The sequence below is a fragment of the Methylobacterium nonmethylotrophicum genome, assembly GCF_004745635.1.
Lineage (GTDB): Bacteria > Pseudomonadota > Alphaproteobacteria > Rhizobiales > Beijerinckiaceae > Methylobacterium > Methylobacterium nonmethylotrophicum.
This window is the reverse complement of record NZ_SRLB01000004.1, coordinates 171797-197769: the sequence shown is the minus strand read 5'-3', so window position 1 is coordinate 197769 and position 25973 is coordinate 171797. Positions and strand designations below refer to the sequence as shown.

The window sequence follows — 25973 nt, the reverse complement described above, 5'->3', positions numbered from 1 at the left end:
CGCTCGCAGCGGCAGCCCCACCAACTCCCGGTCCCGCTCAAGGGACGCGCCGTCACCGGATCTGTCAGCGATGCGGGACCTCCGTCAGGAGCACCTCGTGAGGCCGTCCCCGCACGCGCTCGTCCAGGGATCTCTCCCAGGACGGCGGCTGCTGGGAGAACGACATCTCCAGGAAGTCCAGGAAGACGCGGATCCGCGGGCTGAGGTGCCGCCGGCCGTTATAGAGGGCGTAGATCGGATCCTCGGCGCCGCTGTGGCGCTCCGGGAAGAGCTCGACCAGCCGGCCGGCGCGCAGGTCGTGGATGATGTGGAACTCGGCCAGCCGCACGATCCCGGCCCCGGCGCGGGCCATGGCGAGCAGCATCTGGCCGGTATTCGCCGCCACGCTCCCGGCCGGCTTGAGCCGCCGGGTCGTCCCGGCCTCGTCGCGCAGGCTCCAGGTGCTCCAGGGCGCGGTGGAGGGAAAGTTCAGGCATTCGTGGGCCGCCAGATCCTCCGGGCACCGCGGTGTTCCCCGGGCCGCGAGATAGGCCGGCGCGGCGCAGATGATCCAGCGGGTGCTGGCGAACCGCCGGGCCACCAGGGACGAATCGGCGAGCTCGCCGACATGGATCGCCACGTCGATCCCGCCGTCGAGCAGGTTGCCGGGCTCCATGCTGAGGACGAAGTCGAGCCGCATGCCCGGATGCAGGCGCCGGAAGACCGGGATCAGGGGGGCGAGCTGATGGGTCGCGAAGGTCGGCATCGAGCGGACGCGCAGCGTGCCCTGCGCCGCCCTGCCGCCCAGCACCGAGGCCTCGGCGTCCTCGACCGCCTCGATCGCCCGCAGGGCCGCGGTGTAGAACGCCTCTCCTTCCGCCGTCAGCGTGACGGTGCGGGCGGCCCGGTTGAACAACGCCACGCCGAGCCGGCTCTCCAGGCGGCCGATCAGCTTGCTCACCGCCGAGGGCGTCATCGTCAGGCTGCGGCCAGCGGCCGAGAAGCCGCCATCCTCCACCGCCCGCACGAAGACCAGCATCTCCCCGAAGCGGTTCATGACCGGTGCGCCTCCCTGACGGACTTGTGAAGATTTTTCACATGTGGTTCGCAGACTAGGAAATGGATGCCCCTTCCGCAACGCGCTAGCGTCGAGGCTCATCGGCGCCGGGCGATCGGGACCGCGATTCTTGGCGCCGGGCCGCTGCGGCCACGCCATGGCCTGCAGTTCAAGGATCGAGAGGCACGACCTCGTCGCAACGGCGGATCGGCCTCGCCACACGAACGAGACGGACCGCGCCCGGGGTTTTTCCGGCGACGCGTCCGGCCAGGGAGGACGCCATGGGGAATCCGCGTGCGGAGACCATCGGGGCCGAGCCGCGCCGCTACGACGCGATCATCGTCGGGGCCGGGTTCTCGGGCCTGTACCAGCTGCACCTCTTGCGCGACCGGCTCGGCCTGTCGGTGCGGGTGCTGGAGGCGGCGGACGGCATCGGCGGCACCTGGTACTGGAACCGCTATCCGGGCGCGCGCTGCGATTCCGAGAGCTACTACTATTCCTACTCGTTCTCGCGCGAGCTCGAGGACGAGTGGGAATGGACCGAGCGCTACCCCGAGCACGGCGAGATCCGCCGCTACCTCGACCACGTCGCCGACCGCTTCGACCTGCGGCGCGACATCCAGCTCGAAACCCGGGTCTCCGGGGCCGCCTATGACGAGGCGCGAAACCGCTGGAGCGTGACGACGGACGACGGCGAGCGGTTCGAGGCGCAGTTCCTGATCGCCGCGGTCGGCTGCCTGTCGAGCGCCAACGTGCCGGCGATCCCCGGCCTCGAGACGTTCGCGGGCGCCTGGTACCATACCGGCCGCTGGCCGCACGAGGGCGTCGACTTCTCCGGCAAGCGGGTCGGGCTGATCGGCACCGGCTCGACCGGCATCCAGGCGACGCCCGTGATCGCCGCGGAGGCGGCGCATCTCACGGTCTTCCAGCGCACCGCCAATTACAGCGTGCCGGCCCGCAACGGCCCGATGGACGACGCGTTCAAGGCCTGGGTGCGGGAGAACTCTTCGGAGCTGCGCGCCAAGGCCCGCGCGGCGCCGAACGGCCACCCGTTCGACTTCCACGACCGCTCGGCCTTCGACGTCTCGCCGCAGGAGCGCCAGGCGATCTACGAGGCGGCCTGGGAGCGGGGAGGCCTGCGCTTCCGCGCCGTCTTCCGCGACATCATGCTCGACCGGGACGCCAACGAGACCGCGTCGGAGTTCATCCGGGAAAAGATCCGCAGCATCGTCAAGGATCCGGCTCTGGCCGAGACGCTGACGCCGCGCGACCACCTGTTCGCGACGAAGCGCCCGCCGATCGACACGAACTACTTCGAGACCTTCAACCGCGACAACGTCACGCTCGTCGACCTGAAGAGGACGCCGATCGACGCGATCGTCCCGGAGGGGGTGCGCACCGCGGACGCGACCTACCCGCTCGACGTGATCGTGTTCGCCACCGGCTTCGACGCCCTGACCGGCCCGCTGCTCAAGCTCGACATCCGGGGCCGCGACGGGCTCGCCCTCAAGGAGGTGTGGGCGGCGGGCCCGAAGAGCTATCTCGGGCTGCAGGTGCCGGGCTTCCCGAACCTGTTCACGGTGACCGGGCCGGGCAGCCCCTCCGTGCTCACCAACATGCCGGTGGCGATCGAGCAGCACGCCGAGTGGATCGCCGACTGCATCGCCCATCTGCGCGCGCGCGGGCTCGACCGGATCGAGGCGACGGCGGAGGCGGCGGAGACCTGGGGGGCGGAGGTCAACCGGGCGGCCTCCGCGACCCTGCTGCCGATGGCGAGCAGCTCGTGGTACCTGGGCGCCAACGTGCCGGGCAAGCCGCGGGTGTTCATGCCCTATGCGGGCGGCATGGCGCATTACCGCGGCATCTGCGAGCGCGTCGCCGCCGAGGGCTACCGGGGCTTCTCCCTGCGGTGACGGATCGTCGGCCGGCGAGCCGACGAACGTCTCGGTTGCCTATCGATTGACTCGCCTCCGGCCTTGCCGGAGGATCGACGCACCAAGCACAAGACAACACAACAAGACGCCAGCACAGGCCTAGGGCGAAAACGCTCGGGTTGCACGATCAGGGACGGGAACCAGATGGGCACGAACACGGTCAGCGGCCGCGCGCCTTCGCGCCGGCAGGTGTTGGGCGGGCTGGCGGCGGGCGCCGCGGTCACCGGGTTCCCGCACATCGCGGGCGCCCAGGCGAAGGCGATCCGGGTCGGGATGCCGACGATCCTGTCGGGGCGCGTCGCGATCCTCGGCACGTCGAGCCGGGCCGCCGCGCAGCTCGCCTTCCGGCAGATCAACGAGGCCGGCGGCATCAACGGGCGCACGCTCGAGCTGATCGACCGCGATTCCAAGGGCCGGCCCGACGAGGCCGCCAAGGTGACCCGCGACCTCATCAACAACGACGGCTGCGAGATCATCATCGACGGCGAGGCCTCGTCCGGGGCCTTCGCGGTGCACGAGGTGATCCGCGACCTGCCGGTCCTGTGCCTGCACACCTGCTCGGAGACCTCCTCGCTCTCCGCCGACCCGAAGCTGCACGTCAAGACCGCCTTCCGCTGCGCCCGCCAGGGCATCCACGACGCGGTCGCGGGCGGCACCTACGCGGCGCGGATCGCCAAGCAGAAGGGGCTCAAGCGCTGGATGACCTGCTCGCCCGACTATGCCTACGGCCGCGACAACACCGCCGAGTTCCTCGAATTCGCCAAGGTGTTCGAGCCCTCGATCGAGACCGTCGACCAGGTCTGGCCGAAGCTCTTCGCCCCCGACTACACCGAGAGCATCACCAAGATCCTGCAGACGAAGCCGCAGGCCGTGTACTCGGCGCTGTGGGGCGGCGACCTCGTGGCCTTCATCGAGCAGAGCAACCTCTACCGGCTGTTCAACTCCATCACGATGTTCTCGGGCGGCCTCGGCGACCCGCCGGTGCTGACGGCGATCAAGCAGCTGCCGCCGGGGCTCAACACCGCCTACCGCTACAACCGCAACTATCCGGCCAAGCCCGCCAACGCCGCCTTCGCGGACGCCTTCGCGAAGATCGCCGGCCACGAGCCGACCAACTGGGCCTGGCAGACCTATCTTGCCTGCCAGTTCATGGCCGAGGCGCTCAAGCGCACGGGCGGCCGCACCGAGGGCACCGCGCTCGCCGGCGCCCTCAAGGGCATGACGCTGCCCGCGCCCTTCGCGGTCGGCGACGCGATCACCATGCGCGACACCGACCACACGATCATCGGCTACCCCGTCGCCTGGGGCCGCACCGTGCCGAAGGCGCCCTTCGTCGAGGATTTTTCCGACGTCGACTGGAGCAAGATCGTCGAGCTCGAGGCGCAGTGGAAGAAGAGCAAGGGCTACGCCTGAACCGCGCCGTCACATCCCCCTCCTGACCCCCGGGGAGAAAAGCCTTGAACCTCGAGGCCCTGGCCGACTGCCTGTCGTCGGCATCCTGCGCGGTCACCCAGGTCTCGACCGGGCTGATCGTCGGGATGCTCATGTTCCTCGTCACCTCGGGCCTGTCCCTGATCTTCGGGGTACTCGGCATCATCAACTTCACCCACGGCGCCTTCTACATGATGGGCGCTTATTGCGCCTTCACCGCCTACGCCCTGACCGGGAGCTTCCTGGCCGCGCTGGCGGCCGGGGCGCTCGGGGTCGGGCTGTTCGGGATGGCGTTCGAGCGGCTGGTGATGAGCCGGGTCTACGGGCGGGACATCCTGATGCAGCTCCTCGTCTGCTACGCGATGATCCTGATCCTCGACGACGGCGTGAAGCTCCTCTACGGCGGCGAGTACCGCATGATGGGCATGCCCGACGCCTTCGCGCTGCCGCCCGTGGAGATCGCCGGCGGCTTCGTGCCGGGCTACTACCTGTTCATGGTCGGGGTCGCCCTCGCGGCGGGCCTCGTCCTCTGGCTCGGCATCAACCGGACGCGGCTCGGCAAGATCGTGCGGGCGCTCGCCATCAACCCGCAGATGGTGGGCGCGCTCGGCATCAACACGACGCTGCTCTATGCCGGCGTGTTCGGTCTCGGCAGCCTGCTCGCCGGCCTCGCCGGGGCGCTGGCGGCGCCGATCCGCACCCTCACCCCCGGCATGGGCGTCTCGATCCTGATCGAGAGCTTCATCGTCACGGTGATCGGCGGCATGGGGTCGATCGCCGGCGCGTTCCTGGCCGCCCTGCTCATCGGCTTCACCCGCGCCTTCGGGGCGATCGGCTTCCCGCTCTTCGTCGACGGGCTGATGTTCGCCCTGATGGCCCTGGTGCTCGTCGTCAAGCCGAGCGGCCTGCTCGGCCGGGAGGCCGCCTGACATGCGCCCCGGTCTCTCGCCCGCCGGTCTCCGGCGCCCGGGTCTCGCCCGCGACGTCGCCATCGCCCTTACGGGCCTCGCCCTGCTCCTCGCCCTGCCGATGGCCTTCCCGGCCCCGGCCTTGCGCGACTTCCTGATCTACTTCTTCGCCTACGGGCTCCTGGCGATGTCGCTGAACCTGCTCGTCGGGCTCACCGGCCTCGTGTCGTTCGGCCACGCCGCCTATTTCGCCACCGGCGCCTACGTGTTCGGGCTCCTGATGCAGACCGGCCGGGTCTCGATTCCGGTGGGCGTGCTGGCGGCGGTCGGCGGCACGGCGCTCGTCGCCCTCGTCATCGGGGCGATCTGCGTGCGGCTCAAGGAGATCTACTTCTCCTTCATCACGCTCGCCTTCCAGATGTTCATCCACAGCGTGATCGTGACCTGGGTGAGCCTGACCGGCGGCGACCAGGGCCTGCGCGGCGGCATCCCGCGCCCGCCTGTCCTCGGCCTCGACCTCAACGACGCCAGGACGCTCTACGGCGCCTGCGCGGTGGTGTTCGTGCTCTGCATCCTGGCGATGCGCCAGGTGTCGCAATCGCCCTTCGGCTACACGCTGCGGATGATCCGCGACAACCCGGCGCGGGCGAACTTCCTGGGCGTCGACGTCACCGCGATGAAGCTCGGCATCTTCGTCTTCGCGGCCGCGATGGCGAGCGTCGGCGGGCTGATCCTCGCCCTGTTCGTCTCCGGCGCCTACCCGGAATTCGCCTTCTGGACGACGTCGGGCGAGGCGATCTTCATGATCATGCTGGGGGGCATCAAGATCTTCCTCGGCCCGCTCGTCGGCACGCTGCTGCTCCAGACCCTCAACCACTTCGTGACGATCTACACCGAGCATCACGGCCTGGTGCTCGGCACGGTCATCCTCGTCATCGTGCTGGGCCTGCGCCGCGGCCTCGCCGACGTCCTGTTCGACTGGCTCCAGGCCCGCCGCGCGCCCCGGGCCGCGGGACCGGCTCCCGGCAGCCTCGAGGCCGAGCCGATCGGCGACGGCGCCCTCAAGGGCAGGACCGTGTGATGCTGCGCGTCGAGCACCTCTCGAAGTCGTTCGGCGGCGTGCGCGCCACCCGGGACGTCTCGATCGACTTCCCCGCCGGCTCGCTGACGGCGATCATCGGCCCGAACGGCGCCGGCAAGACCACGTTCTTCAACCTGATCTCCGGCCATGTCCGGCCGGACGAGGGCCGGGTGCTGTTCGACGGCACCGACATCGTCGGGCTCTCGAGCCTCGAGGTGGTGCGGCGCGGCATGGCGCGGGCGTTCCAGGTCGCCTCGCTGTTTCCGAGCCTCACGGTCCGGGAGGCGCTGACCGCCGCCGTGGTCTCGCACCAGCGCGGCTCGCGGCGGGTCTTCTCGCGCTTTCCCGTCGCGGCGGCCGGCCGGCGGGCGGACGAGATCATGGACCTCCTCGGCCTCGCGCCGAAGGCGGACGTCCTCTCGGCCAACCTCTCGCACGGCGACCAGAAGCTCCTCGATATCGGGCTCGCCCTGGCGATGGACCCGAAGGTGCTCCTCCTCGACGAGCCCACCGCCGGCATGGGGCCGGAAGAGCGCTGGCGCATGATCGGCAAGGTCCATCGCCTGTGGGAGGTCACCGGCATGACCATGCTGTTCATCGAGCACGACATGGACATCGTCTTCAAGATCGCCCAGACGATCCACGTCCTGAAGTACGGCGCGGTCCTGGCGCAGGGGAGTCCGGACGAGATCCGGCGCAACCAGGACGTGATCGACGCTTATCTCGGCACCGATCACCGCCTGTCCGAGACGGTCGGGGAGGCCTGACGCATGAGCAACCCGATGCTCGAGGTCCGCGGCGCCGACGTCTATTACGGCGCCAGCCAGATCCTGTTCGGCCTCGACCTCGTGGTCGAGAAGGGCCAGACCATGGCGCTGCTCGGCCGCAACGGCGCCGGCAAGAGCACGACCTTCAAGGCGATCGCCGGCCTCGTCCCGGCCCGACGCGGCGAGGTGGTGCTCTCCGGCGAGACCGTCTCGGGGCGCGCGCCCTACCGCATCGCGCGGGCCGGCATCGGCTACGTGCCGGAGGACCGGCAGGTCTTCCCCGAGCACAGCGTCGAGGACAACCTGATCGTCGCCGCCAAGCGCGGGCGGCGGGGCGAAGCGTACTGGACCCTGACGCGGATCTACGAGGTCTTCCCGATCCTCGCCGGCATGCGCACCCGCACCGCCGGGCGCCTCTCGGGCGGCGAGCAGCAGATGCTCACCATCGCCCGCGCCCTGATGGGCAATCCCGACGTGCTGCTCCTCGACGAGCCGAGCGAGGGTCTGGCGCCGATCATCGTCCAGGCGATCGGCGGGCTGATCCGCACGCTGCGCGGCATGGGCGTCACGATCCTGCTCGCCGAGCAGAACATGCATTTCTGCCTCGACATCGCCACCCACGCGACCGTCGTCGACAAGGGGCAGGTCGTCTACCGCGCGCCGGTGGCGGAGTTGCGCGGCAACGCGGCGATCACGCAGCGCTACCTGGCTGTGTGAGCAACCGATTGATTTGGCTTGCGAATCCTCCTGCTCGCGACCTCATCCTGAGGTGTCAGGCCATCGCAGATGGACTGACCTCGAAGGAGGCCTCCAGGGATCGCACAGCCTTCTGGAGCCCTCCTTCGAGGCCGCTGCGCGCAGCGATCTCCGATCGCCGGTCACCTCAGGATGAGGTCGCGGGTAGGATGGAACAGACGCTGACGACGCCATTTCGGCGCGTGCACCGGGCTCTGAGCCGCGCGGGACGCGATCGAACGAACGGGAGAACGACATGGAGCGCAACGAGGGACGTGGCCGGGTCGCCCTGGTGACCGGTGGTGCGAGCGGGATCGGGCTTGCCGTGGCGGGGGTGCTGGCGGAGCGCGGCTGGCGCACGGTCATCTCCGACATCGACGCCGAGCGCGCCCGCGCCGTGGCCGGATCGATCGGGGCCGAGGCGGTGCCCTTCGACGTGGTGGACGAGGGGGCGACGGAGGCGGCCTTCGCGGAGATCGAGGGGCGGCTCGGCCCCGTCGAGGCGCTCGTCGCCAATGCCGGGCTGATCCAGCCCGGGGGCCGGCCGGAGGATCTGCCGCTCTCCGAGTTCGACCGCATCATCGCGGTCAACCTGCGCGGGGTCTACGTGTCGTGCCTGACGGCCGGGACCCGGATGGCCAAGCGCGGCCGCGGCGGCATCGTGATCACCGGCTCGGTCACCGCGTGGCGCACGGCCCCGCTCCACGCCTACGCGCCCTCGAAGGCGGCGGTGGTCCACATGGCGGCCTGCCTCGCCGCCGAGTGGGGACGCTCGGGGGTGCGGGTGAACGCCGTCTCGCCGGGCTACGTCGCCACGCCGCCGCTCCAGGCCGCGATCGACCGCGGCCAGCGCGACCCGCGCCTGCTCACCGAGGCAGCAGCCCTCGGCCGCCTGGTCGAGCCCGCCGAGATCGGCCGCGGCGTGGCCTTCCTGCTCTCGGACGACGCCGCCGCCATCACCGGCATTAACCTGCCGGTGGATGCGGGCTGGCTCGCGGGCTCGCACCTCACGACCTATGGCGGCCTGCGCGCGGCTCGCTGAGGCGAGCCGGCCCGCAACGGCAGGGGAGGGGCGCATCGTCCTGTGCGGCGCGGTCGCCGGCTACGCCCCAGGGGCGAGCTTCGACCTCAACGGCGGGACGCGTTTCTGCTGATGGCGGGGCAGGGCCTCATCGCGACGCCGCCAGGTCCTCGACCCGCCGCATGCCGGCGGCGATGTCGTCCGCCGTGACCCGGAACGGCAGGTTGGCGATGTGGGGCGCCGTCATCGTCAGGCGAGCGATGTCCTCGATCTCCTCGGGCGTCGCTCCCTCCATCCCGAGATCGGCGAGGCGGACCGGCAGGCCGATCCCGCGCAGGAAGCCCGTCAGGTCGAGGACCCCGGCCTCGGGATGACGCTCGACGGCGCACTGGACCACCACCGCGTAGGCGACCTGCTCGCCATGCGGCGCGTCCCGCGCGCCCCGGGCCTTGACGAGGCCCCGGGTCATCGCGTGGGCGAGCGACAGCCCGCCATTCTCGAAGCCGAGGCCGCTCATCAGGATGCAGGCCTCGATCGTGGCCTCCACGTCCTCCGTGACCTCGTTCCGTTCGACCGCCTCGAGCGCCGCCGCCCCATGGGCGCGCAGGGTCGCGTAAGCGGCGTCCGCGATGGCCGCGCCGGTCAGGAGCGGCCGCGTGCCGAAGGGCGTCACCCCGGTCCCGGCGCGGCAGCCCCTCGCCTCGAACGCCTTGGTGACCGCGTCGCCGATGCCGGCGCGCAGGAACCGGGCCGGCGCCCGGGCGATCAGCGCCGTGTCGACCACGACCGCGTCGGGGTTGCGGCCCATCCGGTCGACCGCCGCCACGGCGTGGTTCTCGTCGTAGACCACGAAGATGGCGCTCGTCGGCGCGTCGTTCGACGCGATGGTCGGGACCGTGACGACCGGCACGCCCAGGCGCACGGCCACGCCCTTGCCGACGTCGAGGGCCTTGCCGCCGCCCGCCGCGACGACGAGGCCCGGGGCGTCGGCGCGGACCGCCGCGACGAGCCTGTCGATCGCCGCGTAGGTGATCTCGCCCGAGAACGGCACGAGGCGTGCCGCCACGCCGGCCTCGCGCAGGCTCGCGGCGATCGGCTCGGCCACGACCGCGCGCACGCCCTCGTCGACGACGACGCAGGCCGAGGCGGACAGGGAGCGGGCGATCCCGCCGATGTCCCGGATCGCCCCCGGTCCCTGGTGGTAGCGCGGCGGCGCCCCGAAGATCCTCACGGTCATGGATGCTCTCCCTCACCCCTCGGAGGATCTATGCATCATTCGCCGAAGCGGTCATCCGTACGGCGATCGAAGCCGAGACTCCCCGACCGGACAGGTCCAGCCGGTCCTACGCCGTCCCGGATCCGGGACGTCTCACGTCCTGACGAGCGGGCATCCGCCCTGGGCGAGGGGCTTGGCGGCGTCCGGCCCGGAGATCTCGGTCACCACCTTGCAGTAATCCCACCGCGCCCGGCTCTCCTCGGGCTTCTTCACCTGGAGGAGGAAGGCCGGGACCAGGGCGCGGCCGTCCTGGCGCACCACGGTGCGGCCGAAGGCGTCGTCGTCGGCCGGCATCGCCTTCATCTTTGCCACGGCCGCGGCGCCGCTCGCCTTGGCGGCCGCGACGCCGAGGGCGGCGACCGCCTTGAGATAGTGGAGCGTCCCGGCATAGCAGCCGGCATGGACCATGCCCGGATAGGCGCCCTGCATCCGCGGCAGCACGCGCTGCGTGAAGGCGCGCGTGCGGTCACTGGCGTCCCAGTAGAAGCTGTTGGTGTGCAGCAATCCCTGCGTCAGGGGGAGGCCGAGCGCGTTGATGTCGTTGAGGAACATCACCGGCGCGGCGACCCGCATGCGGTCGCGCAGGCCGAACTCGCTCGCCTGCTTGAGGCAGTTCACCATGTCGGTGCCGCCGAGCGCCAGGCCGAGGACATCGGCCCCGCTCCCCTGCGCGGCGATCAGGAAGGACGAGTAGTCGGTCGCGCCGATCGGGTAGCGGGAATTGCCCACCACCGTGCCGCCGGCCTGCTGCACGAAGCCCGCCGTCTCGCCCTGGATCGCGTTGCCGAAGGCGTTGTCGGTGGTGATGAAGTACCATTTGCGCCCGCCGGCCTTGACGGTCTCGGTGCCGAGCGCCTTGGCCAGCATGTAGGCGTCGTAGGTCCAGTTGATGGTGTTCGGCGTGCATTGCGCGCCGGTGAAGTCCATCGAGGTGACCGCGGTGCCGATGCAGGCCTTGTTGCGCTCGGCCGTCACGAAGGCGAGCGCGAGCGCGACCGACGAGTTGGGCAGGCCGATCACCATGTCGACGCCCTCGGCGTCGTACCACCGCCGGGCGATGGCCGATCCGACATCCGGCTTGTTCTGGTGGTCGGCGAACACGACCTCGACGGAGAAGCCGTGCTGCTCGGGGCCGAAATCCGCCACCGCCTGCTGCACGCAGGCGACGCCGCCCGGCCCGAGCAGGTCGGTGTAGATGCCGGAGAAGTCCGACAGCACGCCGATCTTGATCCTCTGACCCGGAGCCCCGCCGGTCTGGGGCCGGCTTCCTTGGGCGCGAACGCCGCCGCTCCATGCGGCCGCGAGCGCGGTGGCGCCGCCCATCAGGGCCCGCCGCGAGATCTCCATGGCGTTCTCCTCCCGGATCGACCGTGCGGCGTCGAGGCCGCCGGCGTCCCTCCTCGTGTCGCCTCGGCTCAGCGGCGCAGGCGCGGCTTCTCGATGCCCGCGAGGTCGCACAAGGCGTCGACCATCGCGGAGAAATCCTTCGTCCCGAAGCCGCGGGCCCGGGCGGTCGAGAACGCCTCGCGGGCGGCGGCCAGGATCGGCATCGGCACCCGCGCGGCGTGGGCGGCCTCGCTGACGAGCGTCAGGTCCTTGTGGGCGAGGTCGATGGTGAAGCCCGGCTCGACGTCGCCGGCCAGCACCTTGCTCGGCCAGGCGATCTTCAGCTGCCCGTTGACCGCCGTGGTGCCGTACAGGACCTCCAGCGTGCGCTCGAGGTCGAGGCCGAGCCGCTGCGACAGCGCCAGCGCCTCGGCGTTGAGCTGGCAGGAGGTCACCGCCAGGTAGTTGTTGACGAGCTTCGTGCGCGTCCCGGACCCGACCGGGCCGCAATGGAAGATCGTCGACCCCATGCCGTCGAGGAGCGGCTTGACCCGGGCGAAGTCGTCCTCCGAGGCGCCGACCATGAACAGCGACTCAGCCTTGTCGGCGTGGCTCGCGAGACGCCCGACCGGCGCGTCGACGAAGCCGATGCCGCGGGCTCGGGCGAGCGCGGCGAGCTCGTCCGTGGTCTCGGGCGAGACCGTGCTCATGTCCATGACGAGCGATCCCGGCCTGGCGTGGGCCAGGATGCCGTCGGGCCCGGCCACCACCTCGCGCACCACCGCCGAGTTCGGCAGCATCGTGACGACGATCCCGGCCTGTCCCGCCACCTCGGCCGCGCTCGCCGCCCCGCGCGCCTGCAGGCTCTCGAGCTCCTGCACGGCGGCCGGGTTCACGTCGTTCACGACGAGCCGGAAGCCCTTGCGGCACAGGTTGGACGCCATGGGCCGGCCCATGCGGCCGAGCCCGACGAACCCCACCATCTCCATGCCTGTCCTCCCGTCCAGAACGACGCCTGGTAGAGCGACGCCTGGTCTTGCCGCTTCTTCTCGGCGCTTCTTCTCGATCGCGATCTTAGGCCGCCGCGGCCCGCAGCGAATTCGAATTCCGTGAGACCGGATATGCCGAGAATGAAAGTGCGCCGGCCACGGCCGCGCGCGCACATCTCGGCGGAGCCACATTCCCCTGGACCGGGAGAAGCGCCGGACGCCCGGCCGGATCCGCGCGGGACTTTGGCCGGCCGGAGATGACGATGACCGTTTCCTCAACCGATGCCGCCGGCGAGGCCGGCACGGACTGGCCGCTCGCGGTCTACCGCGCCCTGCGCGAGGCCGGCGTGACGCAGGCCTCCTACGTGCCGGATGCCGGCCACGCGCGGCTGATCCGCGCCCTGCACGACGACGCGCAAGTCCGCACCACCGTCCTGACGACGGAGGAGGAGGGGATCGCGCTCGCGGCAGGCGCCTGGCTCGGCGGTGCCCGCGCGGTCCTGCTGATGCAGTCGAGCGGGGTCGGCAACTGCATCAACATGCTGTCGCTGCCGGCGACGTGCCGGTTCCCGCTCCTGACCCTCGTGACGATGCGCGGCGAGTGGGCCGAGTTCAACCCGTGGCAGATCCCGATGGGCCGGGGCACGCCCGCCGCCCTCGAGACGATGGGCGTCACGCTCCTGCGCCTCGAGCGGCCGGAGGAGGCCGCCGAGGTGGTCACGGCGGCGGCGAACCTCGCCTTCGACGGCGACCAGCAGGTCGCCGTGCTGATCGCGCAGCGCATGCTCGGGCGCAAGAAGTGGGTCGAGGGCCAATGAGGCCGGGAGATCAGGTCATGTCGGAATCTGTCGGGACGCTCGATCGCCGCCGGGCCGTCAGGGTCCTCCTCGCCGAGCGCGGCGACCTCCTGGTCGTGACCGGCCTCGGCTCGCCGTCCTACGACGTCTTCGACGCGGGCGATCACGACGCCAACTTCTATCTCTGGGGCGCGATGGGCGGGGCCGCCCTCGTCGGCCTCGGGCTCGCGCTGGCGCAGCCGACGCGGCCGGTCGCGGTCGTGACCGGCGACGGCGAGCAGATCATGGGGGCCGGGGGGCTGATGACGGTCGCGGTGGCCCGTCCCGCCAACCTCACGATCGTCGTCCTCGACAACGGCCATTACGGCGAGACCGGCATGCAGCGGAGCCATTCGGGCCTCGGGGTCCGGCTGGACCGGGTCGCGCAGGCAAGCGGGATCGAGGACGCGGTCGAGATCGCCGACGAGGCCGGGCTCGCGGCCTACCGGCCGAGGCTGCGCGCGACCTCCGGAGGACCGCGCTTCGTGCGGGTCAGGATCGCCTCCGGGCACGTCGAGCGGGCGCTGCCGCCGCGGGACGGCGTCTTCCTCAAGCACCGGATGCGCGGGCATCTCGGCTTGACGGTGTCGTAGGGGCCGGCCTCGGCAGACTCGCGTTGGAACGCCAACACCGTACACGGCAATGGCAGCTTGATCGCAGCACCGGTCCTTCCCACCCACAAACCTCATCCTGAGGTGACCGGCGATCTTCGATCGCTGGGCCTCGAAGGAGGCCTCCAGAGATCTCGGTGGTGTCTGGAGGCCTCCTTCGAGGCCCACGATGTGGGCACCTCAGGATGAGGGCTCGGATGGGAAAGGCCAACGCTTCGTCCGCTCAAATCCTCGTTTCGCCGCAGCTGTTTGTCGCAAGACCGGCGGCCGCTTTCGCGAACCCTGCTCAGCGCGGCCCGGCCTCGAACGCGGTCACGAGCCGCCAGCGCCCCTCGCGCACGAGGGCGGCGATCTCCGTCCGCACGAGGTCGGCCACGGCCGCGCTCGCGATCGAGGCGGGCTTGGCGGTCGCGGAGGCGAGCACGACCTCGCGGGCGATGCCCGGGGGCGCGAAGGCCGCGATCTCGAGGCGATCCTGCTGCAGCTCGGCGTGGATCGCCGAGGGCGGCAGGATGGTGTAGCCGATCCCCTCCTCGACGATGTTGGTCAGGACCCGGAAGGAATCGGCCTCGACCACGACGTCGACCGGGAGCTTCTTGCGCGACGCCGCCTTCTCCACGAGGCGGCGCAGGCCGTGCGAGTGGCTCGGCAGCGCGAGCCGCTGACCGATGAGCCAGGCAAGGTCGACGGGCGCGCGCTCGGCGAGGCCCGACCCCTTCGGGCCGACCGCCACCAGCTCGTCGCGCCCGAGCGTCTCGACGTCGAGATGGAGGTCGACCGCCGGACCGTAGAGGATCGACAGGTCGATCCGGCCGCGGTGCAGCCACTCGACCAGGTGGCCGCCGTAGCTCTCGACGATCCGGAGCGCGACCTGGGGCAGCTCGGCGACGGCGCGGCGCGCCACCCGCGCCGACAGGACCGCGCTCACCGTCGGAACGACGCCCAGCACGACGCTGCCCGAGGGCATCCGGTCGAGCGACTGCATGTCGTCGCGGACCTGCTCGATCTGGCGCACCAGGCTCAGGCTGCGCGCGAGGAGCAGCTGGCCGGCGCTCGTCAGCACCATCCCGCGGCCGTTGCGCACGAACAGCTCGGCCTTCAGCTCGTGCTCGAGCAGCTTCATCTGCCGGCTCAGCGCCGGCTGGCCGATGCGCAGCAGGTCCGCCGCCTTGCTGAGGCTTCCGAGTTCGGCGATCGCGTGGAACGTCCTGAGCGCGCGAAAGTCCATGATCGTCGCCGTTCTTTATCCCGGCCGGGAGGCGTTCCCCGGCCGATCCCTTGTCCGGAACGGTAGCACACGACGTCCGGACGGGCGTCCGTCAGGCGGGCGGCGCGGCCGCCACGGCGGCGGACCACGGCGAGGCGACGTCGCTGCACCCCGTGGCGGCGCCGTTCTCCACCCGCACGACGTTCGGGCAGGCGAAGTTGACCGGCAGGACGCCGTGCTCCACCACCGCGAGCGGCCCCTCGGCGGCGAGCGCGTCCAGCACCTCCGGGGCGAGCCGGGCATCGGCGCTCGCGCCGTCCGGTCCCGAGACGTCGATGCGGGGCGCATGGGCGGCGGCCTGCGGGTCCATGCCGAAATCGATCAGGAAGGCGAGGAGCTGGTACACGCTCGCCAGGATGCGCCGGCCGCCGGACGCGCCGGCGGCGAGCCGCGGGCCCTCGCCACTCCGCGGCGTGACGATCACCGGGCACATGTTGCAGAGCGGGCGCACCCCGGGGGCGATCGGGTTGGCGCTGTCGGGGCGCGGATCGAACCACATCACGCCGTTGTTCATCAGCACGCCGGTCCCGGGCAGCACGACCCGGCTGCCCATCGAGGAGAGCAGCGTCGTCGTCATCGACACCAGCATCCCGTCCCGGTCGACGACGGTGAGGTGGGACGTACAGGTGTCGCCCGGCTCCAGGCCGGCCGCGCCGAGGCCGGCGAGGCGCTCGGCATAGGCCTGCCGCATGACGCGCGAGAGCGCGGAGAACCAGGCGGCGTCCGGGCCGGCGGAGGGCCGCGGCACCGGCGCCATGCCGGCGACGACCGCGGCGAGCGTCGGCGCGGCGGTGAGGCCGCCGGCGGCGTGGAGGGTCCAGTCGTCGCGCCAGGCGATCGTCGGGGCGTCGCGGACCAGGGCCCGGCAGCCGGCCAGGTCCTGCCCGTCGACGACCCCGCCGAGGCGCGCGATGTCGGCGACGAGGTCGCGGGCGACGCCGCCGTCGTAGAAGTCCCGCAGGCCGGCCTCCGCCAGCCGCTCCAGGGTCTCGGGCAGGCGACCGAGCGGCAGGAAGCCGGGCGCGCCCTGGTCGGGCGGCACCGGCGGCAGGCCGTCCGGCAGGTAGAGGCGCGCGCTCTCCGGGTAGCGCCGCAGCAGGGGCGCCGCGGCGGCGATCTTCAGGGTGGTGAACCAGTCCCGGGCCAGGCCGCGGTGCGCGAGCGCCAGCGCGGGCGCGAGCAGGTCGGCGGCGGGGCGGCCGGTCCCGAACGCCTCGTGCAGCGTCGCGTAGCCGGCGACCGCGGAGGGGATGCAGAACGAGAGCGGCCCGTGGATGTTGCGGTCGTCCGCGACCTCCGGCCAGGGAAACAGGTCGCGCGTCTCCCGGCCGGTGAGCGGGTAGTCGGCGGCCCGGGTGTTGCGGCTCGAGACCGGTCCGAAATCCACGACCTTGGCGCGGGTCGCACCGGCCGGCAGCACCAGCGCGAAGCCGATGCCGCCGAGCCCGCTGTTCCAGGGCTCCACCGCCGCGAGGGCGAAGGCGGTTGCGACCGCCGCGTCGGCGGCGTTGCCCCCCGCCGCCAGGATCGCCGCCCCGGCCTCGGCCGCCTCGCGGTTCTGGGCCACGACGATGCCGTCCCGCCCCGCCGCGGCGGGCTTCGTCAGCGTCCAGTTCTGCGTGCGATAGGGCGAGTTCCGATGGGCCGGCATCCATCCTCCAGGCATCCGCGCCCGGCGAGGATGCCCCGCCGGGGTAGCCTCGACAATTGCGCCGCGTGCAACCGGCGCGCCTCGCGCGCGCATCCGGCCGGTCGCCGCCGGGCTCGACGCAGGGTGTCTTGCCCAAGTGCCAGGACTGGGGTCAAAATCCAACCAGTTCGACCATGCGAGGGGCTGCTTTCGACCCCTACCGACGCTGGATCGTGCTGCCTCCAACGTCTGGAGCGACCTGAAAGCAGACCTCATAGCCTCCAGGCCGGATGCTCGGAAGGGAGGCACGACGTCAGTGGATTGCTTGAGCCGTATTCGCTTCAGGCTTGTCATGGACCGCGAAGCGCTCGACCATCGTGGCGCTCGCCTCGTTGAGACCGACAACCTCGACGGCTCGTCCCTGGCGTCGAGCGCGCAGTACAGTGCGATCGAGAGCACCGACGGCCGAGATATCCCAGAAGTGGGCGGCGTGAACGTCGATGACGAGCCGCTCCACCGGTTCCAGCACGTCGATGGCCTCGGCGAAGGCTCCGGCTGACGCAAAGAACACCTGACCCGTAACCCGGTAGGTGCGAGTGCGCCCGTCCGCCGACAGTTCCGACGTGACTTGGCTCAATCGCGACACCTTACCCGCAAAGAACACGCCGGACAGCAGCACCCCGATGAGGACGCCAATCGCAAGATTTCCTGTCGCCACGACCGCGACGACGGTGGCAAGCATCACGCCCGACGAGGCAAGCGGGTTCGTGCGCAATTGCGCGAGCGACCGCCACGAGAAGGTGTTGATCGAGACCATGATCATCACGGCCGTGAGCGCCGCAACCGGGACAAGGGCGAGCAAGCCCTGGAGTGCCACGAGGAGCACGAGGAGAAAGACCCCCGCAACGAGTGTCGAGAGCCGTCCGCGCGCGCCCGACGAGACATTGATCACGGATTGGCCGATCATCGCACATCCGCCCATGCCACCGAACACGGCGGACGCCATGTTGGCGACGCCCTGGCCGATGCACTCGCGGCTCTTTCCGCTCGGCGTGTCGGTCATGTCGTCCACGATCTGCGCGGTAAGCAGGCTTTCGAGCAGGCCGACCGCCGCAAGGGCCGCTGCGTAGGGCAGGAGAATGCGCAACGTCTCAAAGGAGAGAGGCACCTGGGGCAATGCGAAGTGCGGCAGGGTCGAGGGTAGCGCACCAAGATCAGCGACCCGGCGGACATCAAGGCCGAGAGTGGCGGTTAGCGCAGTGAGCACGATGATCGCCACCAGCGGCGAGGGTATGGCGCGGGTGAACCGCGGCAGGCCATAGATGATGGCGAGCCCGAGCGCGATGAGCCCGTAAGTGGTAGGTGGCACGCCGTGCAATTCAGGAAGCTGCGCCAGGAAGATCAGGATCGCGAGCGCGTTGACGAAACCTGTCATCACCGAGCGCGAGACGAAGCGCATGAGACGCCCGAGCTTGAGGAGCCCGGCGATGACCTGGATCACACCCATCAGGATCGTGGCGGCGAACAGATACTGCACGCCGTGCTCGCGCACGAGATCGACCATCACCACCGCGGTTGCGGCGGTAGCAGCGGAGATCATCGCCGGGCGACCGCCTGTGAAGGCGATGACGCAAGCGATGACCACGGAGGCGTAAAGGCCGACTTTCGGATCGACACCTGCGATCACGGAGAAGCCGATCGCTTCCGGGATGAGCGCGAGCGCGACGACGATGCCAGAAAGGATGTCTGCGCGTGGGTTTGCGAACCAGCCGCGCCGAGACGAGGTGAGAGCGTACATGATTGTTTTCCGCAAAGGGACGCACGCCGACCGCTTGGGCGACGATGAGGAGCGTCAGGTCGTTTGCGTTGTCCGGCGGATTGGCGGCCGGAAGAGCCACCCGGGCTTGCACCGGGTCCATGCGAGTGCCCCATCCTACCGGACGCACATGCTGCAAAGCAACAAGCGCTGAACATCGGCGGCATCGTTGGGGCTGCTTCACCCGCAAAGCGGACCTGATCCGATCCACGATCGAAAGCCCGCAATCCTCCCTCAGCAGCCCTTCGCGCCGTCAAGCGAATCGGGATCGACCCTGGGCCTGCCCTTTCAAACGCGACCGCCTTCGCCGACTACGCATCGTTCCGATCGCCGAACCGCGCGAAGCGCTGCGCCAGCACCGGCAGGACGGCGAGGTTCAGGATCGTCGAGCTGGCGAGGCCGCCCAGGATCACGATCGCCATCGGCCCCTCGATCTCGCGGCCGGGCTCGCCGGCGCCCAGCGCCAGCGGCAGGAGGCCGAGGCCCGTGACCAGGGAGGTCATCAGGATCGGCACCAGGCGGTCGGCGGCGCCCTCGATGGCCGTGGCGGCGTTCCACGGCCGCCCCTCCACGAGCACGAGATGCTCGTAGTGGGCGATCATCATGATCGTGTTGCGCAGCGAGATGCCGAACAGCGTCACGAAGCCGACGATGCCGCCGAGGGAGACGATGCCGCCGCTCGCGGCCACGGCCAGCACGCCGCCGACGAACGCGAAGGGCATGTTGACGAGGACCAGCAGGAGGTTGGCGGGTGACCCGGTGACGACGGCCAGCAGGAGCACGATCCCGAGCCCGGCGAGCCCGGCATGGAGCGCCAGATCGCGGCGGGCCCGGCCCTGCGCCTCCGCCGCACCGCCGATGCCGACATAGACGCCCGGCGGCAGCGTCACCTCGCGGGCGATCTTGCGCCTCACGGCCTCGGTGAACGAGGCGATGTCCCGGCCCTCGACATTCGCCGTCACCACCCGCACCCGCTGCGCCCCGTGATGCGCGACGGCGTAGCGCCCGACGGTCTCGTAGACGTCCGCGACCTGCGACAGGCGGATGTAGCTGCCGCCCGGCGTGCGCAGGGGCAGGTCGCCGAGGCTCGACAGCCGCGCGCGGGCGGAGGGATCGAGGACGACCACGACATTGAAGACCGCATTGCCCTCGTAGGACTGGCCGACCGTGTCGCCCTGGAAGGCCGTGCGGGCGAGGTCCAGCACCTCGATCGCGTCGAGGCCCCAGTGGCGCAGGTCGCTGGGGCGCAACGCGACGTTGATCTGCGGCAGGCCCGCCGGCGACCGGAGCTGGATGTCGGCGGCGCCCCGGACCTCGGCGATCTCCCGGGCCACGTCCCGGGCGGCCGCCTCGATCCGGTCGAGATCCGCCCCGTAGACGCTGACCACGACCGGGGCGGTGAAGCCCGACACCACCTCCTCGATGCGCTCCGTCAGGAAGGTCTTCAGCGAGAAGGTCGCCCCGGGCGTGGCCGCCATCAGGGCGCGGATCGCGGCCTCGGCCCGGTCCTGGGCCGCGCCGTCGAGGTTCGGCGCGAGGTCGATGTGGATCTCGCTCTCGTGCGTCCCGCCGAGATCGTAGCCCGCCTCGGCCCGCCCGACCTGCTGGGCGACGGCCCGCACCTCGGGGATCGCCTTGAGGCCCGCCGTGACGTGGCCCCCGAGCCGCAGGGTCTCCTGCAGGGAGGTCCCGGGCGCCGTGGCCATGTGCAGGATGAAGTGCCCCTCCTTGAGATCGGGCAGGAACGCGCCGCCGAGGGACGGCACCGGGACCGCGCCCGCCAGGACAGCGACGAGGCCCGCGGCGGCCACCAGGACGGGACGGCGCGCCAGGGCCTCCAGGATCCGGACGTAGACGCCGCGCACCGCCCGGGTGACCGGCGGCTCCCCGGCCGGCCGTGTCTTGCGTCCGGTCAGCAGCAGGCGCGCGAGGGCCGGCGTGACCGTGAGCGCCACGACCAGGGAGGCCAGGACCGCCAGGATGTAGGCGAGCGCCAGGGGGCCGAACAGCCGGCCGGGCACGCCGGAGAGGGCCAGCACCGGCAGGAAGACCAGCAGGACCGCGAAGGTCGCGTAGGCGACCGAGACCCGGACCTCCAGGATGGCGGACAGCACCACCCGGGCCTCCGGCAGGGGCACCGCGCGGTGCCGGTTCTCCCGCAGGCGGCGCACCGCGTTCTCGACGCCGATCACGGCGTCGTCGACGACCTCGCCGATGGCGATGGCGAGCCCGCCGAGCGTCATGGTGTTGAGGCTCAGGCCCAAGGCCCCGAGCACCAGGACCGCGCCGATGAGCGAGAGCGGGATCGCCGCGGCGCTGATCAGCGCCGTGCGCCAGTCGAACAGGAAGACCAGCAGGACCGCCACGACGAGGATCCCGCCGAGCGCCAGGGCCTGCAGGACGTGGCCGGTGGCCTGCGCGACGAAGCCGGCCGGCCGGAAGAGGTCGGTGCGCAGGGTGATGCCGTCGCCGTCGAGGCCCGGCCGCAGCTCGGCGAGCGCCGCCTCGACCCCGGCCGCGACCTCGACGGTGTTGGCGCCGTACTGCGCGCCGACCATCATCAGGACGCCCGGCTGCCCGTCGACGAGCGCCGCGCTGATCGCCGGCTCCGGGCCGGCGACCACGTCGGCGACGTCGCCCAGCACCACGCTCGCGCCGCCCTCGTTGATCAGCACCGTGCGGGCGACCGCCGCCGGGGTCACCGCCTGCCCCTCGGTCTGCAGGGTGATGCGCTGGTTGACCGTGTCGATGAAGCCGGCCCCGCGCACGCCCGTCGCCCTGCGGCCGGCGGCGAGCACGTCGTTGAGGCCGATGCGGAAGCGGATGAGGTCCTGCGGCCGCACCTGGATGCGGATCGAGCGGACGTCGCCGCCATAGACCAGCACCTCGCCCACCCCCGGGGCGGCGAGCAGGCGCAGGCGCACCCGCCAGTCCGCCACCCTGCGCAGGTCCATGAGCGAGCGCGTCCGCGCGGTCAGGCCGACGAGCAGGATCGCGCTCGTCGAGGAGGTCAGGGCCGTCATCGTGGGGGCGGCCACGCCCTGGGGCAGCCGGCCCGCGACCCCGGCCAGCCGCTCGCCGACGAGCTGGCGCGCCCGGAAGATGTCGCTGCCGGCCCGGAAGGTCGCGGTCACCACCGAGACCCCCTGGATCGAGTTCGAGCGCAGGGTCGCGAGGCCCGGCAGGCCGTTGACGGCGCCCTCGACGGCCTGCGTGACCAGGACCTCGACCTGCTCCGGGTTGAGGCCGGGCGCCTCGGTCTGCACCGTCACGGCGGGCGGGGCGAATTCCGGGAAGACGTCGTACCTGGCCGTGCCGAGGGCGGTCAGGCCGTAGAGCACGAGCGCCAGCGCGAGGGCGACGACGATCCCGGGCCGGCGCACGGCGAGGCTCACCAGGGCTGCCTGCAGACCCGTCGGGGAGGCTGTCGCGGGCGCTCCGGCCCGGCTCTCCCCGCCGGCCGGCCGCGGATCCGTCATGGTCACGCGCGGCGCTCAGTCGTCATCCGGGTCGGCGGAGGCCGGGCTCCGGCCCTTCAGCTCCTCGGTGAGCACCGCCTGCGGCCCGGTCACGACGATGTCCGTCTCCCCGCCGAGGTCGTCGATCACGTAACGGTCCGCCGAGACGGCCGCCTCCGGCTTGAGGAGGTGCCGGGTGAAGGCATCGGCACCGAGGCCGTGATAGATCCAGGCGCTGCCCTGCCAGTGGATCACGGCGCTCTCCGGGACGGCGATCCCCACGGCCTCCTGCGGCGAGGTCAGGAAGGCCTGCACGCTCATACCCGGCAGGAGGCCGCTGTCGCCGGCCACGAGGTAGTAGTGGCTGACGCCCTGGATCCGCTGCTCCGTCCGCGTCGCCGGCGAGACGAGGCGCATGGTCACCCGCTCGCTCTGCGGCGGCACCTCCGCGAAGGCCGTGGCCGGGGGAACCTTCAGGGCCTCGCCGGCGGGCAGGGTCACCTGCACCAGGAGGTCCGCCCGCTCGATCAGGCGGGTGACGAGGGGGGCCCGCTCGACGATCGCCCGGCCGAGCACCGGCCCCCATTCCTGCTGCGCGGTGGCGGCGAGGGTGCGCACCTGCGATTCGGCGGCCGCCAGCGTCGCCTCGTCGGTGGCGGCGCTGCCCTCGACCGTCTCGAGCTGGGCGCCGGCGACGACCGTGGGGCCGAGGCTCCTGGCCCGGCGCAGGGCGCTGGCGGAGACCTCCGCCCGGGTCTTCGCGGTCCGCAGGGCGGCGACCGCCCCCGCGTAGCTGTTGGTCAGGTCGGTGATGCGGGCGGGATCGAGGACGCTGCCATAGGCCAGGATCTCGATCCGGTGCGGCTGCGGCACGAGGCGGGCCGTCACGACGCCGATCCGGGCCCGCTCCTCGGCGGTCAGCCGCACGGCGACGCGGCCGCCCTCCGGCAGCACGCGGACCCGCCCCTGGCTCCGCGCCGGCCCGACCGGGCCTCCGCACGCGCACAGGGCCACCACCGCGGACAGCACCGCCCGCCGCATCATCGAGCTTCCTCCCGGCATCCCTACCCCGTGCGCGTGCCGTCGTTTCTGCCCGGCTTTGCCCGGCCGGTCCACCCGACGGCCGAGCTTCCGAACACGCGGTCACGGTCCGCGACGATGGGGGTGCGTTCCGCAGCGGCTTCCAACGTCCTCCTTCGAGGCTCACGCCGGCGCGATCGTCCGGTCGCCGGCACCCTGCGACCGCGGTCGGGTGGAGAGGAGCGGCGCTCCGACGGACCCGCCCTCACGCCATCGCCGGGGCGTGCCGGTGGCGCGCCGCCGGATGGGCCGCATCGACCCGGTCGCGCCCGAAGAGCTTCCGGCGCAGCGGGCCGTCGCGATACGCCGTCGGGTAGCGCCCGCGCCGCTGCAGCTCGGGCACCACGAGCTCGACGACGTCCGCGAAGGTCTCGTGCGCCACCACGTAGGCGAGGTTGAACCCGTCGATCCCGGTCGCCGCCACGAAGGCCTCGAGCGCGTCGCAGACGGTGGCGGGCGAGCCGCAGAAGACCGGCCCGATCCCGCCGATCCCGACATGCTCGGCCACCTCCCGCACCGTCCAGACCCGGCCCGGATCGGCCCGCGTGACGTTGTCCATCGCGGTGCGCCCGGCATCGTTCTCGACGTGCCGCACCTGCGCGTCGAGGTCGAGCCCCGAGAAGTCGACCCCGGTCCAGCCCGACATCAGGGCGAGCGCCCCTTCGTGGCTGACATACTGGCGGTACTCGGCGAGCTTGGCCTGTGCGAGCGCGTCGGTCTCCGCGACCACGAGGGTGGCCAGCGCGTAGATCAGGAGGTCGCCCGGCGCCCGGCCCGCCTCCGCGACCGCCTGCCGGAGCGCCGCGACCCGGGGCGCGATCACCTGCGGCGAGGGGCCGGAAATGAACACGCATTCGGCGTGGCGGGCCGCGAAGCCGCGGCCCTTCGGCGAGGTCCCGGCCTGGTAGATCACGGGGGTGCGCTGCGGCGAGGGCTCCCCGAGATGCACGCCCTCGACGCGGAAATGCGGGCCCTCGTGCCGGATCGCCCGGACGGAGGCCGGATCGGTGAACACGCCCGCCGCCCGGTCGCGCCGCACCGCGCCGTCGTCCCAGCTGCCCTCCCAGAGGGCGTAGACGACCGCCATGTACTCCTCGGCGAGGTCGTAGCGGTCGTCGTGGGCGCGCTGGCGGTCGAGGCCCATCGCGCGGGCCGCCGAGTCGAGGTAGCCCGTGACCACGTTCCATCCGATGCGGCCCGCCGTCAGGTGGTCGAGCGTCGTGAAGCGGCGCGCGAGCAGGTAGGGCGCCTCGTAGGACAAATTCACGGTGACGCCGAAGCCGAGATGCTCCGTCACCGCCGCCATCGCCGGCACGACGAGGAGCGGATCGTTCACCGGCACCTGCGTGGCGTTGCGCAGGGCGGCGGCGGGCGAGCCGCCATGGACGTCGTAGAGCCCGACCACGTCGGCGAGGAACACCCCGTCGAAGCGGCCGCGCTCGAGCAGCCGGGCGAGGTCGGTCCAGTAGGCGAGGGTGGTGTAGTCGCCCGAGCGGTCCCGGGGATGGCGCCACAGGCCGGGCGACTGGTGCCCGACGCAGTTCATCTCGAAGGCGTTGAAACGGATCATGGCTCGATCAAATCGGAGGGCAGGGGATCACCCAGGCTACCACGTCGGCACGTAGGCGCCCTTGAAGCGGGCAAGGATGAAGTCCTTCACCGGCTGCGAGCGGTAGGCCTCGACGAGAATGCGCACCCACGGCTTGTCGCGGTCGGCCTCGCGCACCGCGATGATGTTGACCCACGGCCCCTCCACCGGTTCCCGGATCAGCGGGTCGGTCACCGGCGAGAGGCCGGCCTGGATGGCGTAGTTGTTGTTGATCGAGGCGGCATCGACGTCGTCGAGCGCGCGGGCGAGCTGGGCGGCGTCGAGCTCGACGAAGCGGAAGCGTTTCGGGTTGCCGGCGATGTCGGCGATGGTGGCGGTGATGCTGGCCGGGTCCTTGAGCGTGATCACGCCGTTGGCGTGCAGGATCTGCAGGGAGCGGGCGCCGTTCGACGGGTCGTTCTGGATCGCGATCGTGGCGCCCGCGGGCAGGTCCTCGATGCGCTTGAAGCGCTTGGAGTAGATGCCCTGCGGCGAGGCGGTGGTGGTCGCGACCTTGACGACCCTCCAGCCGGTCTTGGCGACCTGGTTGCGCAGGTAGGGCTCGTGCTGGAACGCGTTGGCGTCGAGGTCACCCGCCGCCAGCGCCTGGTTGGGGATCACGTAGTCGGTGAACTCGACGACGGCGACGTCGAGCCCGCGGGAGGCCGCGACCTTGCGGACGACGTCGAGCACCTCGGCATGCGGTCCCGCGGTGACCCCGACCCGGATGGTCTGCGCCGGCGCGGCGGCGGCCGAGGCGAGGACGAGCGCCGCGGCGAGGAGCGCGCGCCGGGACGAGGTGAGCATGATCGAGATCCCCGAATCGTGGTGGAGCGGGACGGCCCGGGCGGCGGATCGCTCCGCGCGAGACCGGAGCGATGAGGGGCGGGCGTCGGACGCCGCACCGATACTGGGCCAGCCTGCAAGGCTGCGCCATTCCAAAGCCGAGGCTTCGAATAAAAAATTCTTTCCTGATTTTACGAGAGAAGAGAAATAGCTTCTTGAGCTGACGGAAGGCGTGTCCCCCGCGTCGTTGCGGCCACGACATCTCGCCACTACTATCGGAGAGACGGCGCAATCCCTGTTATGATTGCTTGCCGGCCGGACTCTTCGTGCTTTATGGGTATCGGCACACCAGCCTTGCGGCGCGGGCCCGTCCGCGTCGCCGCATAATCCTCCGAGG

General features: G+C 71.5%; 21 protein-coding genes and 1 other annotated feature. Of the genes, 10 read left to right on the top strand and 11 right to left on the bottom strand.

Annotated elements, in window-relative coordinates; genetic code table 11:
• Positions 1–64: 64 nt before the first annotated feature.
• Positions 65–1036, bottom strand: a complete 972-nt coding sequence (locus EU555_RS05930) for a LysR family transcriptional regulator (protein ID WP_135413746.1) — start codon at positions 1034–1036, stop codon at positions 65–67.
• Between the two features lie 281 nt (positions 1037–1317).
• Here EU555_RS05930 and EU555_RS05925 point away from each other — a divergent pair, with 281 nt between their 5' ends.
• The 7 genes from EU555_RS05925 (at position 1318) to EU555_RS05895 (ending at position 8934) form a co-directional block, all read left to right on the top strand.
• Positions 1318–2949 (top strand): flavin-containing monooxygenase, encoded by a 1632-nt coding sequence (locus EU555_RS05925; protein WP_135413745.1) that lies wholly within the window; start codon positions 1318–1320, stop codon positions 2947–2949.
• A gap of 165 nt (positions 2950–3114) precedes the next feature.
• Entirely contained in the window at positions 3115–4383 is a 1269-nt protein-coding gene (locus tag EU555_RS05920) for an ABC transporter substrate-binding protein (protein ID WP_135413744.1), read from the top strand.
• A gap of 44 nt (positions 4384–4427) precedes the next feature.
• Positions 4428–5330, top strand: coding sequence for a branched-chain amino acid ABC transporter permease (locus tag EU555_RS05915; protein ID WP_135413743.1), 903 nt, complete (start codon positions 4428–4430; stop codon positions 5328–5330).
• A 1-nt stretch (position 5331) separates the two neighbouring features.
• Positions 5332–6390 carry a branched-chain amino acid ABC transporter permease gene (locus EU555_RS05910; RefSeq protein WP_135413742.1) on the top strand — a complete coding sequence of 353 codons (1059 nt, stop codon included), beginning with the start codon at positions 5332–5334 and terminating at the stop codon, positions 6388–6390.
• Complete coding sequence (locus EU555_RS05905) at positions 6390–7157, top strand: ABC transporter ATP-binding protein (RefSeq protein WP_135413741.1); 768 nt, start codon at positions 6390–6392, stop codon at positions 7155–7157. Before EU555_RS05910 ends, EU555_RS05905 begins: the two co-directional genes overlap by 1 nt.
• 3 nt (positions 7158–7160) lie before the next feature.
• The gene (locus tag EU555_RS05900; RefSeq protein WP_135413740.1) at positions 7161–7874 is read left to right on the top strand and encodes an ABC transporter ATP-binding protein; all 714 of its coding nucleotides are present in this window, start codon (positions 7161–7163) and stop codon (positions 7872–7874) included.
• A gap of 274 nt (positions 7875–8148) precedes the next feature.
• Positions 8149–8934: an SDR family NAD(P)-dependent oxidoreductase gene (locus EU555_RS05895; RefSeq protein WP_135413739.1), complete on the top strand. Its 786-nt coding sequence runs from the start codon at positions 8149–8151 to the stop codon at positions 8932–8934.
• Positions 8935–9061: 127 nt separating this feature from the next.
• Here the strand turns inward: EU555_RS05895 and EU555_RS05890 are convergent, their stop codons facing one another.
• The 3 genes from EU555_RS05890 to EU555_RS05880 form a co-directional block, all read right to left on the bottom strand.
• Positions 9062–10150 carry a glycerol dehydrogenase gene (locus EU555_RS05890; protein WP_135413738.1) on the bottom strand — a complete coding sequence of 363 codons (1089 nt, stop codon included), beginning with the start codon at positions 10148–10150 and terminating at the stop codon, positions 9062–9064.
• Between the two features lie 132 nt (positions 10151–10282).
• Entirely contained in the window at positions 10283–11536 is a 1254-nt protein-coding gene (locus EU555_RS05885) for an ABC transporter substrate-binding protein (protein WP_135413737.1), read from the bottom strand.
• A 68-nt stretch (positions 11537–11604) separates the two neighbouring features.
• Entirely contained in the window at positions 11605–12504 is a 900-nt protein-coding gene (locus tag EU555_RS05880; RefSeq protein WP_135413736.1) for an NAD(P)-dependent oxidoreductase, read from the bottom strand.
• 263 nt (positions 12505–12767) lie between these two features.
• Between EU555_RS05880 and EU555_RS05875 the strand changes: the two genes are divergently transcribed.
• Positions 12768–13322 (top strand): thiamine pyrophosphate-binding protein, encoded by a 555-nt coding sequence (locus EU555_RS05875; RefSeq protein ID WP_135413735.1) that lies wholly within the window; start codon positions 12768–12770, stop codon positions 13320–13322.
• A 17-nt stretch (positions 13323–13339) separates the two neighbouring features.
• Positions 13340–13933 carry a thiamine pyrophosphate-dependent enzyme gene (locus EU555_RS05870; protein ID WP_135413734.1) on the top strand — a complete coding sequence of 198 codons (594 nt, stop codon included), beginning with the start codon at positions 13340–13342 and terminating at the stop codon, positions 13931–13933.
• A 304-nt stretch (positions 13934–14237) separates the two neighbouring features.
• On the opposite strand, the gene EU555_RS05865 is transcribed toward EU555_RS05870, so the two are convergent.
• From EU555_RS05865 to EU555_RS05835, 7 genes are all read right to left on the bottom strand, one after another.
• Positions 14238–15179, bottom strand: coding sequence for a LysR family transcriptional regulator (locus EU555_RS05865; protein ID WP_135413733.1), 942 nt, complete (start codon positions 15177–15179; stop codon positions 14238–14240).
• Between the two features lie 91 nt (positions 15180–15270).
• Positions 15271–16869, bottom strand: coding sequence for a gamma-glutamyltransferase (locus EU555_RS05860; protein ID WP_205820799.1), 1599 nt, complete (start codon positions 16867–16869; stop codon positions 15271–15273).
• Positions 16870–17161: 292 nt separating this feature from the next.
• Complete coding sequence (locus tag EU555_RS05855; RefSeq protein ID WP_135413731.1) at positions 17162–18646, bottom strand: SulP family inorganic anion transporter; 1485 nt, start codon at positions 18644–18646, stop codon at positions 17162–17164.
• 66 nt (positions 18647–18712) lie between these two features.
• Positions 18713–18768 (bottom strand) — a sequence feature (sul1 is cis-regulatory element that is thought to sense ions involved in sulfur or methionine metabolism; They are found in Alphaproteobacteria).
• A gap of 207 nt (positions 18769–18975) precedes the next feature.
• Positions 18976–22143 carry an efflux RND transporter permease subunit gene (locus EU555_RS05850; protein ID WP_135413951.1) on the bottom strand — a complete coding sequence of 1056 codons (3168 nt, stop codon included), beginning with the start codon at positions 22141–22143 and terminating at the stop codon, positions 18976–18978.
• Positions 22144–22158: 15 nt separating this feature from the next.
• Positions 22159–23166: an efflux RND transporter periplasmic adaptor subunit gene (locus tag EU555_RS05845; protein WP_135413730.1), complete on the bottom strand. Its 1008-nt coding sequence runs from the start codon at positions 23164–23166 to the stop codon at positions 22159–22161.
• A gap of 241 nt (positions 23167–23407) precedes the next feature.
• Positions 23408–24772 carry an LLM class flavin-dependent oxidoreductase gene (locus EU555_RS05840; protein WP_135413729.1) on the bottom strand — a complete coding sequence of 455 codons (1365 nt, stop codon included), beginning with the start codon at positions 24770–24772 and terminating at the stop codon, positions 23408–23410.
• 36 nt (positions 24773–24808) lie between these two features.
• Complete coding sequence (locus EU555_RS05835; RefSeq protein WP_135413728.1) at positions 24809–25597, bottom strand: MetQ/NlpA family ABC transporter substrate-binding protein; 789 nt, start codon at positions 25595–25597, stop codon at positions 24809–24811.
• On the opposite strand from EU555_RS05835, the gene EU555_RS05830 reads away from it, so the two are divergent.
• Positions 25596–25787: a hypothetical protein gene (locus EU555_RS05830; RefSeq protein WP_135413727.1), complete on the top strand. Its 192-nt coding sequence runs from the start codon at positions 25596–25598 to the stop codon at positions 25785–25787. The two genes, EU555_RS05835 and EU555_RS05830, sit on opposite strands and share 2 nt — an antisense overlap.
• Positions 25788–25973 lie beyond the last annotated feature (186 nt).